Source organism: Pelagicoccus mobilis (assembly GCF_016595505.1).
In the GTDB taxonomy this organism is placed as follows: Bacteria; Verrucomicrobiota; Verrucomicrobiia; order Opitutales; family Opitutaceae; genus Pelagicoccus; species Pelagicoccus mobilis.
On record NZ_JAENIL010000007.1, the window covers coordinates 1 to 16572 of the forward strand.

Genomic DNA, 16572 nt, shown 5'->3' on the forward strand with positions numbered 1-16572 from the left:
TAAAGCACCGCGCTACCTTACATACACGACACCACCCTAGCAGTTCATTCCGTGCACTCAGCGCATTCCGCGGTGCCCCGTCCACTCTAACTCGTAACAACATTTTCCTCGCTCTGTCGCCACGATCGCATGTTCTTCCTGTGCCATGAGCAGTAACGAGCGGTCCCCCTTTCATCCAATCAAGGCAGTCGCCATCGATCTCGACGGAACCCTCCTCTCGCCTGACTATTCAATCAGCGAGGGAAACCGAGCCGCACTGGAGGAACTTCACGAGGCAGGAGTCGAAATCATCCTGGCCTCTGGGCGACACTACGTGAGCATGCTCCCCTACGCCCGCTCTCTCCCTCAGGTTCGCTACATGGTTTCAGCACAGGGAGCCTACGCATCAGACGTAGATGACACGCAAACCATCCACGAGACCCATATGCCCACGGAGGACGCGGCTAAGGCTATCGACTTCGGTCTCGAACACGGACTCTCCATCGTCGTCTACACTGCTAGCGGCATCCATACTCTCAGCACCGGCAAGTGGATCGACTACTACAACGATCTAGCGGGCCTCGAATCGACCCGATCCACAAAAGAGGAAGTCCTTTCCCAACCTGTTTTCAAAGTCTCCTACTTCGAATCAGTTGAACGTCTCGACGAGATCCAGGAGCATCCGTTCCTCAAAAACAGCCATCTCTACACCGTCCGTAGCCTGCCGAATATCTTCGAGCAAGCGGACCCGACCACCAGCAAGGCCTCCGGCCTTGCCCCGCTCATGGCCAAGCTAGGCATCAAGCCAGAGGAGCTGGCCACCTTCGGCGACGCCAACAACGACATTCCGATGTTCGAGTACTCCGGCTTCTCAACAGCTATGGATCGCGCGAATCCAAACGTCAAAGCCGCTGCCACCCTTTCATCCCCCGATGGCCCTCCAGAAACCTCCTTCGCCCGCGCCATCGAAGCGATGAAGGCCCACTTCTCTAGTTAAAGGTAGCAGCAGTTGTCCCCAACGGCCACTCTCACGCCTAGCAACTGTCACCCTAAACCTGTTCTTGCCGAGCTCCGCCCGATCCCCTAAACGCTCTCTCCGATGAAAATCGTTATCGTTGGAGCTGGCGAAGTCGGCACCCATTTGAGCGAAACCCTAAGCGTCGACGACCACGACGTGACGGTGATCGAACGCGACGACACGCTCGCAAACACGCTCTCGGAAACCGTTGATGTCCGCGTAGTTAAAGGCAATGGAGCCTCTGCGGGCACACTGCTCAAGGCGGGGGCGAGCAAATGCGACTTCTTCCTTGCGATGACCTCGTCCGACGAAACGAACCTCGTTTCCGCTTCACTCGCCAAAGCTCTCGGAGCGACGAAAACCTTCGCCCGCGCCCACGACGCCACCTACCGGGACAATTCCCTCATCAACCACCAGCGTCACTTCGGAATCGACCACCTGGTCAACCCGGAAGCCCTTGCCGCGGTCGAACTCGCCAAGCGAATCCGCAACCCCGGACGGGTCGCTGTCGAGGATTTCGGACGCGGACAAATCGAGGTAAAATCCATCGAAATCCAACCCGGGGCCAAAGTCTGCAACACTCCGCTCAAAGACCTTCGCCTCCCCGGAAACATCCGCATCGGCCTCATCCAGCGGGGAGAGGAGAACATTGTCGCCAACGCCAACACAACCCTCTCAGTCGGAGATCAGGTAACAGTTTTCGGTCATCCAGACTCCCTTTTCGAAACCAAGGCCCTTTTCGACCCCAAGTCGAAAGGCTCTGCCAAGATCACAGTTACGATCCTGAGCGGATCCGAAATCGCAATCTCTCTCGCTCGCCTACTTTCAAATCCGCGTTTCAAGATCCGTATCATCGAAAAGGACCTCAAACTCTGCCACACCTTGGCAGAACGCCTTCCGAGCGTGACCATGATTCACGGCGACGGCACTTCCCTCCGCGTTCTCGAGGAAGAGGAAGTGGGTCACTCCGACTTCTTCGTCGCCTGCCGCAAGGATGACGAGGACAACATCATGACTTGTCTCCAGGCTTTCAAGCTGGGAGCCAAGCACAGCATGCTTGCCATCAATCGAGCCGACTACATCGAGATTCTGGAGAAACTAAACGACAACCTCGGAATCGAACTCGCCGTTTCTCCACGTGTCGCCGCTACGAATGAAGTGCTTCGCTACATCGGCAAAAAACCATTTATCGAACTAGAAGATCACGAGCACCAAGAGCTCGACAACAACTACATCATCGAGCTCGATATCGCCGAAAAATCCGCTGTAGTAAACAAGCGGATACGCGATATCGAATGGCCAGACGAGTGTGTACTCGTAGGTCACGAGCACAATTACATGCCCAAGACGCCGACAGGCGACGACGTCTTGCAAGCCGGAGATTCGATCATCGCTATCATTTGCAAAAATCGGATCAAAGAGCTGCTAAAGCTCACGAAGTAGCGATCGGAACGACCCCTTCACAATGAACTTCCCACTCGTATCCAAACTGATCGGCATCGTGATGCTCATTCTCACGATCGCATTTATGATCTGTCTTGGCGTCGCGTACGGGCTCGATTCAGAGGAAGTCGTCGGCACCACAACTCTCGCCTACTATACCACCATCGGTGTATCCATCTTCGGAGCGATACTCTTCTTTTGGATAGGTCGAACTCACTCCAAGAAGTTCTTTCGCAAGGAAGCCCTTTGCACAATTGGACTCGCTTGGATTCTCGCGAGTCTGATCGGCTCCATGCCTTATGTAATGATTCTCGAATACGCGACCTTAGCAGATGCGATATTCGAGAGTACATCAGGGCTCACCACAACAGGTGCTTCCGTTTTCACAAACCTTGAGACATTCCCACCAAGCCTCATGTTCTGGCGCTGTTTGAGCCAATGGATCGGCGGGATGGGAGTCGTTGTATTCTTCGTGGCAGTATTGGGCTTCATTGGAGTCGGAGCAAAAATGCTCTACGCGAACGAAGCTTCCGGCACCGTTTCCGAGTTCGAGGAAAGCCGTATCCAATCTACGGTGGCGCGACTTGTATGGGTGTACCTTGGATTATCCATCGCGTGCTGCCTGTCCTACTGGGGTGCAGGCATGAACTGGTTCGACGCGATCAACCACACCTTCACCACGGTTTCCACCGCAGGATTCAGTACCCGTACCGACAGTTTTGCCGCATTCGAAAATCCCACCATCGAGTGGATCGCCATCATCTTCATGATGCTTGCCGGACTGAACTTCCTGCTACTTCTCCGCCTCGTCATGGGCAAAGTGCGCTTCGCAAAGCGGAATACCGAGTTTGTAGCCTACATCATCATCATGGTCGTTTCCTCCGTGATGGTTAGCCTCTATCTCATGCTCGATGGTACTGCCTGGGATGCTGAACACGCCTTCCGTTCCGGCACCTTCCAGGTGGTCTCGATCATGACCACCACCGGGTTCTCGACAGAAGACTTCGCCGTCTGGAGCGCCTTGCCTCAAATGATGCTGCTCCTCCTGATGGTGATCGGAGGCTGCTCTGGGTCAACCGCTGGTGGCATTAAAATCTCGCGGCTGGTGATCGCAGTCCGCCTCACCTTCGTGAGCGTCGAGCGCTCGTTTCGTACCCGCGTCGTTCGCCAAATCCGACTCAACGGAAACACGCTTAGCCAACAAGCGGTCAACGAAGTGACCGCCTATCTCGTGCTCATCGGAAGCGTCATTTGCGGGTCAATCATCTTGGTCTCCATTTTCGAAACCACCCACGAGGTAGACACCTGCCTCTCTGTCGTCTACGCGACACTCTTCAACGTCGGCCCTGGCATCGCCGAAGTAGGCCCATCCGAAAACTTCGGTTTCCTACACTCGCATACGAAACTCTTTTTGTCCCTGCTGATGGTTATGGGCCGCCTCGAGCTGTACGCCATCCTCGCCCTCTTCGCCCCTTCCCTCTGGAAGCGGTTCTCGTAAAGGTAGGGTCCGACCGCCGGGCGGACCGAGCCAACCCCAACTCAAATGTCCGACAGCACAAAGCGATTCTCCGACCGAGTCGAAAGCTACATCAAATACCGCCCCAGCTACCCCTCCGACACTCTCGACTCCCTAGAAAAGATCACGTGTAATGGTAAACCCATTACGATTGCCGACATCGGTTCTGGGACCGGCATATCGACCCAACTATTGCTGGAGCGAGGGCACACCGTCTTCGGTGTGGAACCCAACACCCCGATGAGAGAAGCAGCTGAGCAACAGCTCTCTCGCTATCCGAACTTCCGCAGCGTGAACGGCCGCTCGGACGCGACCCAATTACCTGACAGTTCAGTTGATCTCATAGTAGCCGCTCAGTCATTTCACTGGTTCGAGCTCGAGCCGACGAAAATGGAGTTTGTCCGCATCCTGAAGCCGGGCGGCCAACTCGCCTTGATTTGGAATGAACGCCTCACCGATTCATCTCCATTTCTCCGAGAGTACGAAGCACTACTCCAAACTCGAGCCACCGATTATCAAACGGTGAATCACTCCAATATCACCGACGAGGACATCGAGAGCTTTTTCCAACCAAACCCTATCGAAATAGTCCGTTTCCCTAACCAGCAGCTCTTCGACTACGAGGGCCTAAGCGGCCGCTGCCAATCCAGCTCCTACGTTCCAGCGGAGGGCACTGCTGGTCACGACAGTTTCTTCGAAGGATTACGCGAAATCTTCGACCGCAACGCCGAAAACGGATCCGTCAGCTTCGAATATCAGACCACCCTCTACATCGGACACCTCGAGCATTTCTCTTATGAATAGGCGCGGGGTAGGGCTGACTGGCCCAGTCAGCCGCGATGCAGGATCAAGGCTCTACGGCGAGGCCGCCCTACCTTCCGATCTTAGGATGAATACGCCTATTCAAAAGAAGAACGACGCTAGGCCTGGGAATTAGCGCCTCTCGAGCAGATCCCCCCAAAAAGGTGGTTCGGCCGCTCCGCGGGCGAACGAGGACTCGGGCACAAAAAAACGCGACTCCCTCGGGAGACGCGTTTCGAAAATCGATGTTGCTTGAAGCGGAACGGACTATTCTTCGCCATCGTCGCCGATCGCTTCGACCGGGCAGCCTTCGAGAGCTTCCATGCAAAGGTCGATACCTGCTTGGTCTTCTGGCTGCTTGAACACGAACGAGTAAGCTTCGTCGTCGTTGCGAGTGAAGAAATCTGGGGCTGTTTCACGGCAAAGGTCACAGTCGATGCACTGCTCGTCTACGTAAAACTTTCCGGCTGCGTTGTCTGACCACTTTTCGGATTTGTCTGCCATAATTGCGTATAAATCGAAATCTGCCCCCCTCTGTCAAGAGGCGAACGCCTAGCGATCAAGCCAGCTCATCACCCCCTCAACCGTGCGGGCAACCGCCCCACGACTGGCTGAGTGCCAAGCACGACCTCCCTCACCCATCCTCGAACGCGCTTCGGAATCCTGACTCAATTCCAACAAAGCCTCAACAGCCTCCTCCTCCGTGGAGACCTCTCGAGCCGCGCCGTGTTGAATCAAACCTTCCCGAATACTGCGGAAATTCGACATTCCCGTACCAAAAACCATCGCCTTGCCGAGAACTCCGCATTCGACCGGGGTCTGGCCCTCGGTGTGCGGCGCGAGCGACTTCCCGACAAAGGCCAAGTCCGCGAGCTGCGTCAACGCCCTCAGCTCTCCATGCGTATCCGCAATCAGGATATCGATCTCACGCTCCGGAGCTCCACGACTCTTGAAATGCCAACGTAAATCCTCTGCTGCCACCTTCAGCATCGCCTCGATCTCATGACGACGTTCCGCGTGCCGCGGCACGATAAGCAGCTTCGCCGATGCATCCTTCTCACGGATAGCGCGATAGGCCTTGATCAACATCTCCTCCTCACCCGGCCAAGTTGAAGATCCAAGCAAAACAAAACCATCGCCCAGCTCCAATTCTCCACGCATCGTAGATCGTGTCGCGACATCAAGGATCGGCTCGATCATCACATCCACCTTGATATTCCCCGTCGTCTTCACTCTTTCCGCAGCCGCCCCTAGGGCGATAAAACGCTCTCGATCCATCTCAGAGCAGGCATAAACGCAGGTAGTATCCACGAGCATACTACGAAAGACTCCCTTGATTTTGCTGGCCCTACGCAAAGAGCGATCAGACAGACGCCCATTCACCAAAACAAACGGCGTTCCATGATTCCGAGCTTGCCGTATATGCTCAGGCCAGAGCTCAGTCTCAGCGCAAATGGCAACATCAGGGGAAATCTGATCCCACACGCACTTACTGAAAAAATAGAAATCGACCGGAAAGTAGGAAATTCCAACCGCTAAGTCAGCATACTTTTCCTTAGCCAGAGCATACCCTGTGCTCGTTGTGACCGTAAGATAAATCTCGATACTCTCCTCTTCCGAGAGAGCTTTCAACAATGGCTCGATCGCAAGCATTTCGCCTAGACTCACCGCCTGTATCCAGATTCTTCGCACTCCCTTTTTCTTTTCAGGCACGTTCATGCCTTTTCCGAAACGAGTTCCAAAACGTTCTCGGTAACCACCTCGCTTGCGCATGTGCAGCACATAGCTCGGCAGCGTCAGCAACCACAGCGGTAAAAAGAGGACTCTATAGATCCAGATAAACACCCGCCTTCAAAACCAACTCTTTTCCCCCAAAGCAAGCCTGCTCCATGCGCAAAGGTAGGGTCCGCCCGCTGGCCGCGCGCCGCCGTAGCCTCTGGCGAAGGAGTGGCGGACCGCATTGCAGGATCAAGCCCCCTGCGTCTCGCCGGGCCGTCGAGCCCTACCTTGTACAACCCCACCGTCGGCTCTCCTTTCCCCTTACCCCCTCATTGACAAGCCGTTGGCCCGACCTATGCTCCGCCTTTCAAAATATGGATCACCTTCACGCATACTGGAGAATGGAGTACGTGAAGCAGGAAAAAACGCCTGCTGAACGGCACCCCTTTGTCGATTTGCCGAAAATGGACGACGACCGGGCTACCCTGGTTCTTTCTCGCGAGCAGCATAGCTTCATCTTGATGAACCGCTACCCCTACAACGCGGGCCACCTCCTCATTCTCCCCTATCGAGAAGTTCCTGACCTTGAAGACCTTAGCGACGAGGAACTGCTTTGCTTCACTAAAACGACCCTAAAAGCCAAACAACTCCTCGCCAAAGCATTGAATCCCAACGGCTTCAACATCGGCATCAATCTTGGCGAAGCCGCTGGAGCGGGCGTTCCCAAACACCTGCACCAGCACGTAGTACCTCGCTGGAGCGGAGATACCAACTTCATGCCTGTTCTCGGTTCCACCCGCGTCCTCCCCCAGTCCCTCGAAGCCATGTGGGACCACCTGAAGGAAGTGTTAAGGAGTGAATGGTAGATGGTGATTTAGCTTCGCCACACGTACCTGATCAAAAACTCACAACTTCACACTCGCTACTCCAAACTCTTACCCAATGCCCTCCCGTAAGATCCATTTCCAGAGCCCTCGCCAACTCAGCGAGCTCTACTGCAGCCACGAGGAAAACCTCGAACTGCTCGAAAAAACCTTTTCCGCAAAAGTCGTCGCCCGAGACAACTGGGTTCAAATCGACGCTGACGAAGAAGAGATCATCGATTCTGTCGCCGACGTGTTTTCTCTCCTTCAAGAGGGCCGCGAACAAGGCCTCGCCATCAAAGACGGAGACTTCCAAAAGACAGTCGAAGGCGTCGCAGCTGGGCAAAAAGAAGAGCTCGCGTCCCTCTTCGAACGGGGATCCGTCATAAAGACGAAGCGTAAAAGCATTGTTCCCAAGACCTTAGGTCAAAAACGCTACCTTCGCTCGATATTCGACCACGACATCGTCTTCGGCATCGGCCCTGCCGGAACAGGCAAGACCTACCTCGCCATGGCCGCGGCCGTCTCCCTTCTACTGGAAGGCAAAGTCGAACGCATCATCCTCAGCCGTCCCGCCGTCGAAGCTGGCGAAACCCTCGGATTCCTTCCAGGCGACCTGCAGGAGAAGATTCTGCCCTACCTTCGCCCCCTCTACGACGCCCTCGGAGACATGCTCAGCCCCTCCGACGTAGAAAAGCTCACCGAACGCGGAGTCATAGAGATTGCCCCCCTCGCCTACATGCGTGGCCGCACCTTAAGTAATTCCTTTGTCATCCTTGACGAAGCCCAAAATACTACCTCAGAACAAATGATGATGTTCCTCACCCGACTAGGGGAAGGAAGCCGCATGGTCATCACCGGCGACCTCACTCAAGTCGATATCCCCAAGTCCCGCTCCTCCGGTCTCCTCGAAGTCAAAAACATCCTTAAGAACCTGAAAGGCATAAACTTCCACTTCTTCGAAGACACCGACGTGGTACGCCACCACCTGGTGCAAAAAATCATCCAAGCCTACGACCGCTACCGCGACACCCATCATTGACCTCCAAAAAAGAGGCTTGCAGCCGATACGATTACGGACAGTTCAGCCAACCTTCACTAAACAAAGCGCAAGAAACACGTGTCCTAAATTGAATCATTTGATCCACAGAGAGTCTCTCCTGATATGCCTGTATCCGAGCAGATAAAGGCGTGGTTCCAAAAGACCTTTCCCAAAAAACGGAAACGTCGCACGGAAACGCCTTCGACCTTGCCCAAATACCTCGAGGAAAGCTCGTTGGTAGGTGCTTTGGTCTTTCTGACGACCGTTGCCCTCATCGTCATCACCAGCTTTGTCGGGATCAAACCAAGCGGATTCCAGATCCTACCAAATCAGATCCCATCCATCCGCATCGTAGCGGCCGAAGCCTTCTCATACCGCTCCGAGATCCAAACCGAGCGCAAACGCCAGCAACTCCTGGAAGCCGCCCCCCATGTCTACAAAATCGACATGGAACCCTACGACACCTTCGAACAGCACGCCCGCGAGCTGATCAAGGACATGGAGGACTTCAAGGGAATCGAGGAAGACCTCTCCGCCGCCCAGGCTCAACGCCGCATCGATAGCTTCACCAGCGACTTCAACGCCAAGGGCAACTACCGCGTCTCCCCCGAGAGCATCACCACTATCCTCTCCACCGCCGATCTCGATACCATCAACGAGCTCGTCAACACCGGCCTGATCAGCATCAAAGAAAGCTTCAAACTCGGAATCTACGACGAGGACGACCCCACCTTCACCTTCGGACAAGGAGCCGTCGCCATCTTCCACATCGCGAACCAGGAGAACAAGATCGGCCAAAAACGGGTCGAGTCCATCGAGGACGCACTCCGCTCCGTCCGCATCAACATAAGCGCCTCCAACGTTGCGCCCGAAACCGCCGAAGCCGCCATCCGCATCTTCCGCGACGCCCTCAAGCCAAATCTCAAGAAGAGCGCCCCAGAAATGGAAACGCTCCGCCAAGAGCTCCTAAACACCTTCAAGCCCGTAATCGAGCACGTACAAGAAGGAGAGTCCATCATCGAGCCCGGCCAGGCAGTCACTCAGGAGCAACACGAACAACTCCTCGCCTACCAACGCCATATCGCGGATCGCGACGTCAGTACCGTAGATCAGCAACTCTTCGGCAGAATGCTGCTGGTTCTGGCCATGGTCTTCGCCGCCACCTTCTATATCCGCCTCGAGCACAGAAATACCTTCCGCAGCAATGGCCGACTCGCCCTGCTCGCCCTCCTAGTCATCACCAATCTGCTGCTCGTCCGCACCTGCTTCGAACTCGCGAATGTCGAGGCCTTCCTCTACGATAGCCAGCTCTCCGCCATCATCCCCTACATCACGCCCACCATTTTGGCCCCCATGCTGGTTGCCATCCTCCTCGGCACAGGCCCGGCCTTGCTAGTCGCCCTGATGATCAGCCTCTTCACCGCGGTCATGTTCGGCAACCGACTCGACCTGCTGGTCATGTCCTTCCTCGCCGCAACCGTCGGCATCTACTTTTCTCGAAACCTCCGCAAACGCGGGCGCGTCGTCACCGCCGGTTTCGCAGCAGGCGTCAGCGTCGCGGTCTTCACCCTGCTCTTCAACCGGGCAGACGGGATCCCCTGGTCTACAATCATTTACCAAATGACAGGAGGCCTAGCCACCGGATTGATCGCTGGAGTTGTCGTCGTCGGCGTCCTCCCAATCCTCGAAGGACTCTTCAAGCGCACCACCGACATTACCCTACTCGAGCTCTCCGACTACAATCACCCCGTCCTCCGTCGCATGCAACTCGAGGCGCCCGGCACCTGGCATCACTCCCTCATGGTCGCCAACCTCGCCGAAAACGCATGTAACGTCATCGGAGCCAACGGCTTGCTTGCTCGCGTATCCTGCATGTTCCACGACATCGGCAAACTCGTAAAACCGGAATACTTCACAGAGAACCAACTCGACGGCTACAATCCGCACGACGAAAAGACGCCTTCCTTCTCGGCGCTCATCATCAAATCCCACGTCAAAGAAGGCGTAGACCTCGGCCTAACCTACAAACTGCCGCGCCCGATTATCGATGTGATTCGCCAACACCACGGCACAAATCTCATCCGCTTCTTCTTCCACAAAGCCAAGCAGCAAGCCGACGAACCCAGCCACGTCCAGGAATCGACCTACCGCTACGACGGCCCCAAGCCGCAGTTCAAGGAATCCGCTGTCATCCTGCTCGCCGACTCAGTCGAAGCCGCCTCACGCTCTCTCGCGAAAGTCACGCCGCAAAACGTCGAAGAACTCGTCGACCGCATTTTCGCTTCCAATATCGACGACGGGCAGCTCAGCGATTGCCCTATCACCATCGCCGAAGTCGCCAAGGTCCGAGAATCCTTCATTTTCTCTCTTCTCAACTCCTTGCATACCCGCATTGCCTACCCCGGCCAAAAACCGATTGAAAAGCCTGCCCGTAAAAAGGATGAACGAAAGACCGAAAGAGCCGAAGCGAATCCAAGCAAATAACCTCTGCCCAAACCTCTTCTACGAAGAGGATGACATCGAGCAACTCATCCTCACCCTCGACAAAGCCGGAGCTTTCGATGCCCCAGCTGGCGAACTCTCCCTCGCATTCGTAGACAAAGAGGAAATCGCTCGTCTGCACGACGAGTTCATGAGCGACCCGACTCCGACGGACGTCATCACTTTCCCCGGCGATCCCGATTTCGACCTCGCCGGCGAGATTTGCGTCTGCCCTCAAGTCGCCCAAGAGTACGCAGACAAAGAGGGTCTCGAATTTTCAGACGAACTCGCCCTGTATGTCATCCACGGATACCTGCACCTCTGCGGCTTCGACGACATCCAAGACGACGATCGAGCACAAATGCGCACAGCCGAGCAACAAGCCCTAGAAATCGCTCGAAACGCCAAAGTCCTCCCTACCTTCGAACTCAAAAGGTAGGCCTCGTCCGCATCCGAGCGACTCAGTTCCTCGCGCTAACGCCCAAAGGAGGGCAATGCTCCGACATTGCCGCAACAAGCAGGTCACCGACATCCCTTTCCAGTGCAGGATCAAGGTAGCGGCCATTGTCCCCAATGGCCATCTCCGATGCAGGATCCCCCAGTGCCCTTATCTCCGCCCCATCCCCTCCAACTCCTCGGGCAACACTCCCGCGGCACGCATTTCCCTCAGCCCTAGAGCCCCTGCTCGCTTAGCCAAGCGACGCCCTTCCGTATCCAAAATCAGAGCACAATGGTAAAACGCCGGAGCAACTTCACCCAAGGCCGCATACAAAAGCAACTGCCTCGCGGTAGACATTAACAAGTCCGCGCCACGCACGACTTCGGTCACTTTCTGGGCGACATCATCCGCCACCACAGCCAGTTCGTACGATGGAAAGCCATCCTTTCTCCAAACCAGAAAATCACCGAAATCCACTCCAGCCACGAACGATTGCTCACCCATCCGGCCATCCACAAACCAAATCGTTTCCCCATCCGGCACTCGAAACCTCCAATTGATCGCCAAAGCATCCGCCTCGCTCTGGAACGCATCCTCTCTTTGCCGACACGTCCCCGGATAAATCAACTCCCCACCTTCTACATGCGGAGCTCTCACTGCTTCCGCCACATCCTTTCGCGAGCAAGAGCAAGGATACACCACTCCTGCTTTCCTCAAACGTCCTAAAACCTCGCGAAACCAATCAAGTCGCTCGCTCTGTTTTACCACTTCCCCTTCCCAATTCAGTCCCGCCCAAGCCAGATCCTCCTCCAGGGCATCGACAAAATCCGATTTGCAACGAGCTTGATCCAGATCCTCGATACGAAGCAGCAACTTCCCGCCCGCATCCTTCGCACGCCTCTGTGCCTGCAAAAACGTACAGGCATGTCCCAAATGCATATATCCAGTCGGTGTCGGAGCCACCCGTCCCACATAATTCGCTGCTGAGTTCATCGAGAAATCCACATTTAACACTCCCCACTCCCCACTCAAGCCTGTCATACCCCCGGCACTACATTTGTAGTTTAGCAAAACTTTTTCTTGCCTGAATCAATTCTGCCCCCTTTAGTCACCACACTTAACTTATCAGACTAACTGATTGATTAAGAACTATGAAGCTCACGGCATATATTCACAACCGAGTATCCTCTATGAGGAACGAGCTTTTCTAGGAACTTAATTCTCTCAGAAGGCTCGCAAAAAACTCCCAGCGGGCCGCTAGATACCAATTTCCCTCCCATCCCTTAAGGCCCGCTGCAAAGCGGGCCTTTCTCTTTGCCCGCTTTTGAAGTCGATCCACCGCGATCACCGTTCAATCCAACTCTCCAAGCGGACATGTCACTCAAACTACACAACGACGCCGGTGAAACCCTATCCGGTCCCAAACTAGTCTGGCAGCTTATCGCCGGCTATCGGAGCATGTACCTCTGGGCAGCCCTTGCCCTCTTCATCTCCACATCATTCCAGTTCATAATCCCTCTCATCGGGAGCGCGACCATCGACTACGTGCTCACCGAGCCCGAGGCAGGAAAAACAGCAAACTCAAGCCCTTTGCTCCGCTACGTCATGGACCTGATCGGCGGCGAAGAGCTCGTGTCCACGCGTCTCTGGATCCCACTGATCGCTATGGTCATATTCGCTGCTCTCGGCGGTCTCTTCAATTATTACCAGAAGCTAGCCGCCGCCAAAGCATCAGACGGCATCTGCAAGCGGATGAAAGATCAGCTCTACGATCACATTCAACGCCTGACCAATCGCTACCTCGACCACGACACCCAGACCGGGGATCTCGTGCAACGTTGTACCTCGGACGTGGAAACCACCCGTATCTTCCTCGCCGCTCACGTTGTCGAAATCGGTCGCTCCGTGATCCTCGTGTTAACCGTGCTCCCAATCATGCTCTCAATGCATGTCGGGCTCACCATCGCCTCGCTGGGACTCCTGCCGATCATCATTCTCTACAGCTACCTCTATATAAAGAAGGTCAAACACCTCTTCACCGAAGTCGACGAAGCGGAGGGCCGCCTCACCTCGCTCGTTCAGGAGAACATCACCGGAATCCGCGTCGTACGAGCGTTTGGTCGACACGACTACGAAATCGAAAAGTTCGAAAAGCCAAACAGCGAGTATCGAGACACCTCCCTCAAGCTGATCAACACAATGTCTTGGTTCTGGTCGATCTCCGACATCGTCAGCCTTACCCAGATCGGTATCGCTCTCATCGCTTCCGCTTACCTCGCGATCCAAGGTAGCGTATCGGTGGGCACGATTTTCGCATTCCTCGCGCTGATCAACATGGTGCTTTGGCCCGTTCGCATGATCGGACGCATCCTCACCGATTTCGGAAAAACTTCCGTCGCCCTCAAGCGTATCAACGAGATCCTTACCCAACCGTTTGAAACCGAGACCGACGATATCTCCTGCAAACCGGACACTGCGGCCCAAGGCAGCATAGAGCTCGATCAAGTCAGCTTCTCGCACTCCTCCGATTCCAAGACAGTCGAGGACATCAGTCTCTCCGTATCTCCAGGAGAAACACTCGCAATCCTCGGACCATCCGGTTCGGGCAAGACGACCTTGATGCACCTTCTGCTTCGTTTCTACGACTGCGATAGCGGAACCATCAAGCTCGACGGAAATGACATTAAAACGCTCGATCGTTCCTACTTACGAGCTCAGTTCGGTGTCGTTCTACAAGAGCCATTCCTCTACTCTCGTTCCATTCGCAGCAACATCCAGTTCGGTGTCTCTCAAGCGAATCAAATCGAAATCGAGGAAGCGGCTCGCATGGCCTGTATTCACGATACCATACAAACATTCACCGACGGTTATGAAACCGAGATCGGAGAAAAGGGCATCACCCTATCCGGTGGACAGCGTCAACGCGTCGCGATCTCTCGAGCGCTTTTGCGAAACCCGCCAATCCTCCTCCTCGACGACGCCCTCAGCGCCGTGGACAACGAAACAGAGTCTTCGATCATCCAAGCCCTACAATCGCGCCGCGGGAAATCTACGACCATAGTGATCGCCCACAGGCTATCCACCCTAGCCCACGCGGACAAAATCGTCGTCCTGGAAGGCGGCCGGATCACTCAGTTCGGTACCCACAAAACCCTGACAGAAGAAGACGGTCTCTACCAACGCCTCTGGAACATCCAAACAAAACTCGAAGAAACCCTAGCCGCCGAAACCCAAAGGTAGGGCTCGACCGCCGGGCGAGCCGCACAGCACAAAACCAACTCATCCAATGACCAACCCACCCGAAGAAGAATTCCAATCAAAGATCAATTTCGATCTCTGGCGACGAATCTTCAGATTCGCCCTCAACCACAAGCGACTTCTCATACCGCTTGCTGCAAGCGCCATCGTACTCAGTCTAATCGATGCCGCCTACCCGATCATCACCATGATGGCCGTGGATATCGTTCACAACGGCGGTGTCGCCAAAGACCTGATACCTCCCGCCCTCCTGTTTCTCGGACTATCCGTCACTCTCGCCGCACTCGTCTATGTGTTCATCCGCTGCGCTGGCGGTATCTCTCACCATATCGCTTACGACATCAAACGAGATTGTTTCAAACGCCTTCAGGAACTCGAGTTCGCGTTCTACGACAAGCAGCCAACCGGTTGGCTCATCTCCCGACTCACCGCGGACTGCGATCGCCTTTCACGGATCATGGCCTGGGGTTTTCTCGACGTGATGTGGGGCTCTTTCTTCGTGTTCGCGATGACGATCACAATGCTGATCATCAATTGGAAACTCGCCCTTATCGTGCTCGCGACCCTTCCGCCACTCATCGCGATTAGCGTCTACTTTCAGAAGCGAATGCTGCTCACCTCTCGGCTGATCCGTAAACACAACGCCCGGATAACCGCATCCTATAACGAGGGAATCGCCGGCGTAAAAACGACCAAGACACTCGGTCGCGAAACCGAGAACCTTAACGAATTCGAAGGCATGTCCGAGGACATGTACTCCGCGTCCGTCCGTCGCGCCTTTCTCAGTGCCGTCTACCTGCCCCTCGTTATGTTGATCGGCAGTGTCGGCTCGGGACTCGCCCTGTGGTACGGTGGCCTCGATGTGCTCGACGAAACGATCAGTCTCGGTGTACTCGTCGCCTTCATCAGCTACGCCGGCAACTTCTTTCACCCGATCAACCAGATCGCTACGATCCTGGCGGAAATCCAAGGAGCCCAAGCCGCCGGAGAGCGCGTCATGAGTCTGCTCGCAACCGAGCCGAAGATTAAAGACTCCCCAGAAGTCCTTCAAAAGATCGCCCAACGTAGCGCGGAGCTTCAGCCCGCGACCCCGTTGCAGGATCCATCAACCCAAATCGCAACACTCGCCATCGACGGATACGCCACCCACATCAACGAAATCCAGTTCGCCGATGTCACCTTCTCCTACAACGAAAAGGAACAAGTCCTCAAGCGCTTCAACCTCACTGTAAAGCGAGGCCAAACCATCGCTCTCGTTGGGCCATCCGGAGGAGGGAAAAGCACGATCGTGTCCTTAGTCTCCAGATTCTACGAACCGGATTCCGGCGAGGTGCGTCTCAACGGTACCGACTACCGGCAACGCTCGCTTGAGTGGCTCCAAGGCCAACTCGGTATCGTCCTGCAAACACCGCACCTCTTCAACGGATCTGTTAAAGAGAATATCCGCTACGGGCGTTTGGAAGCTACGGACGAAGAAATTCGCGATGCAGCCCAACTGGTCAATGCCCATGATTTCATCATGAAGTTGGAGAACGGATACGATACCACAATAGGCGAAGGGGGAGCACGACTCTCTACCGGAGAGCGACAACTCATCTCCTTTGCCCGAGCGCTTATCGCGAATCCGCAGATCTTCATCATGGACGAAGCGACCTCCTCCATCGATACCGAAACCGAGAAGCTTATCCAGGACGGCATGCAACGTGTCTTCGACGGTCGAATCAGTTTCGTGATCGCCCACCGACTCTCAACGATCCGATCCGCCGATCAGATCCTGGTGATCAATAAGGGTGAAATCGAAGAGCAAGGTACCCACCAAGAGCTCCTCGCCAACCGCGGCCACTACTACGAGCTCTACGTCAACCAGTTCAGACGCGAAGGCGAAACCCTCGCCATCGAAGAAGCCGGATAGAATACTGCCCACGAAGAACACGAAGTCTCACGAAGATTAGAGCATTTTTCATTTGTTCTGTAGCATTTCTTAAGAAGCAAGTCCTTGTGGGAGCGTGCTTG

13 protein-coding genes are annotated in these 16572 nt (G+C 55.1%); 10 read left to right on the forward strand and 3 right to left on the reverse strand.

All coding sequences use genetic code 11. The features are described 5' to 3' along the window. Positions 1 to 145 precede the first annotated feature (145 nt). The 4 genes from JIN87_RS04680 (at position 146) to JIN87_RS04695 (ending at position 4760) form a co-directional block, all read left to right on the forward strand. The gene (locus JIN87_RS04680) at positions 146 to 976 is read left to right on the forward strand and encodes an HAD family hydrolase (protein ID WP_200354368.1); all 831 of its coding nucleotides are present in this window, start codon (positions 146 to 148) and stop codon (positions 974 to 976) included. A gap of 102 nt (positions 977 to 1078) precedes the next feature. After that, positions 1079 to 2440, forward strand: coding sequence for a Trk system potassium transporter TrkA (trkA, locus tag JIN87_RS04685; protein WP_200354369.1), 1362 nt, complete (start codon positions 1079 to 1081; stop codon positions 2438 to 2440). 22 nt (positions 2441 to 2462) lie between these two features. Then, positions 2463 to 3938, forward strand: a complete 1476-nt coding sequence (locus JIN87_RS04690; protein WP_200354370.1) for a TrkH family potassium uptake protein — start codon at positions 2463 to 2465, stop codon at positions 3936 to 3938. A 45-nt stretch (positions 3939 to 3983) separates the two neighbouring features. Beyond that, a complete protein-coding gene (locus tag JIN87_RS04695; RefSeq protein ID WP_200354371.1) occupies positions 3984 to 4760 on the forward strand; it encodes a class I SAM-dependent methyltransferase in 777 nt (258 codons plus the stop codon). A 264-nt stretch (positions 4761 to 5024) separates the two neighbouring features. On the opposite strand, the gene JIN87_RS04700 is transcribed toward JIN87_RS04695, so the two are convergent. After that, positions 5025 to 5261: a ferredoxin gene (locus JIN87_RS04700; RefSeq protein ID WP_200354372.1), complete on the reverse strand. Its 237-nt coding sequence runs from the start codon at positions 5259 to 5261 to the stop codon at positions 5025 to 5027. Positions 5262 to 5309: 48 nt separating this feature from the next. Next, on the reverse strand, positions 5310 to 6602 hold the full coding sequence (locus JIN87_RS04705; RefSeq protein ID WP_345780784.1) for a 3-deoxy-D-manno-octulosonic acid transferase: 1293 nt from the start codon (positions 6600 to 6602) through the stop codon (positions 5310 to 5312). Between the two features lie 248 nt (positions 6603 to 6850). Here JIN87_RS04705 and JIN87_RS04710 point away from each other — a divergent pair, with 248 nt between their 5' ends. From JIN87_RS04710 to ybeY, 4 genes are all read left to right on the forward strand, one after another. Next, positions 6851 to 7342 (forward strand): HIT family protein, encoded by a 492-nt coding sequence (locus tag JIN87_RS04710; protein WP_200354374.1) that lies wholly within the window; start codon positions 6851 to 6853, stop codon positions 7340 to 7342. A gap of 76 nt (positions 7343 to 7418) precedes the next feature. Further along, the gene (locus JIN87_RS04715) at positions 7419 to 8381 is read left to right on the forward strand and encodes a PhoH family protein (protein ID WP_200354375.1); all 963 of its coding nucleotides are present in this window, start codon (positions 7419 to 7421) and stop codon (positions 8379 to 8381) included. A 123-nt stretch (positions 8382 to 8504) separates the two neighbouring features. Beyond that, complete coding sequence (locus tag JIN87_RS04720; protein ID WP_200354376.1) at positions 8505 to 10865, forward strand: HD family phosphohydrolase; 2361 nt, start codon at positions 8505 to 8507, stop codon at positions 10863 to 10865. Then, positions 10822 to 11301: an rRNA maturation RNase YbeY gene (gene ybeY / locus JIN87_RS04725; protein ID WP_200354377.1), complete on the forward strand. Its 480-nt coding sequence runs from the start codon at positions 10822 to 10824 to the stop codon at positions 11299 to 11301. Before JIN87_RS04720 ends, ybeY begins: the two co-directional genes overlap by 44 nt. A 168-nt stretch (positions 11302 to 11469) precedes the next feature. Here the strand turns inward: ybeY and gluQRS are convergent, their stop codons facing one another. Continuing rightward, positions 11470 to 12294 (reverse strand): tRNA glutamyl-Q(34) synthetase GluQRS, encoded by an 825-nt coding sequence (gluQRS, locus tag JIN87_RS04730; protein ID WP_200354378.1) that lies wholly within the window; start codon positions 12292 to 12294, stop codon positions 11470 to 11472. A gap of 381 nt (positions 12295 to 12675) precedes the next feature. Between gluQRS and JIN87_RS04735 the strand changes: the two genes are divergently transcribed. Beyond that, entirely contained in the window at positions 12676 to 14541 is a 1866-nt protein-coding gene (locus JIN87_RS04735; protein ID WP_200354379.1) for an ABC transporter ATP-binding protein, read from the forward strand. A 46-nt stretch (positions 14542 to 14587) separates the two neighbouring features. Then, positions 14588 to 16471: an ABC transporter ATP-binding protein gene (locus JIN87_RS04740; protein ID WP_200354380.1), complete on the forward strand. Its 1884-nt coding sequence runs from the start codon at positions 14588 to 14590 to the stop codon at positions 16469 to 16471. Positions 16472 to 16572 lie beyond the last annotated feature (101 nt).

What these genes read in the sequence shown, in the direction of transcription:
- JIN87_RS04690 (WP_200354370.1), top strand. Translation starts at nt 2,463, where the DNA reads ATGAACTTCCCACTCGTATCCAAACTGATCGGCATCGTGATGCTCATT.
- JIN87_RS04735 (WP_200354379.1), top strand. Translation starts at nt 12,676, where the DNA reads ATGTCACTCAAACTACACAACGACGCCGGTGAAACCCTATCCGGTCCC.
- JIN87_RS04710 (WP_200354374.1), top strand. Translation starts at nt 6,851, where the DNA reads ATGGATCACCTTCACGCATACTGGAGAATGGAGTACGTGAAGCAGGAA.
- gluQRS (WP_200354378.1), bottom strand. Translation starts at nt 12,294, where the DNA reads ATGAACTCAGCAGCGAATTATGTGGGACGGGTGGCTCCGACACCGACT.
- JIN87_RS04700 (WP_200354372.1), bottom strand. Translation starts at nt 5,261, where the DNA reads ATGGCAGACAAATCCGAAAAGTGGTCAGACAACGCAGCCGGAAAGTTT.
- JIN87_RS04740 (WP_200354380.1), top strand. Translation starts at nt 14,588, where the DNA reads ATGACCAACCCACCCGAAGAAGAATTCCAATCAAAGATCAATTTCGAT.
- JIN87_RS04680 (WP_200354368.1), top strand. Translation starts at nt 146, where the DNA reads ATGAGCAGTAACGAGCGGTCCCCCTTTCATCCAATCAAGGCAGTCGCC.
- trkA (WP_200354369.1), top strand. Translation starts at nt 1,079, where the DNA reads ATGAAAATCGTTATCGTTGGAGCTGGCGAAGTCGGCACCCATTTGAGC.
- JIN87_RS04715 (WP_200354375.1), top strand. Translation starts at nt 7,419, where the DNA reads ATGCCCTCCCGTAAGATCCATTTCCAGAGCCCTCGCCAACTCAGCGAG.
- JIN87_RS04720 (WP_200354376.1), top strand. Translation starts at nt 8,505, where the DNA reads ATGCCTGTATCCGAGCAGATAAAGGCGTGGTTCCAAAAGACCTTTCCC.
- ybeY (WP_200354377.1), top strand. Translation starts at nt 10,822, where the DNA reads ATGAACGAAAGACCGAAAGAGCCGAAGCGAATCCAAGCAAATAACCTC.
- JIN87_RS04695 (WP_200354371.1), top strand. Translation starts at nt 3,984, where the DNA reads ATGTCCGACAGCACAAAGCGATTCTCCGACCGAGTCGAAAGCTACATC.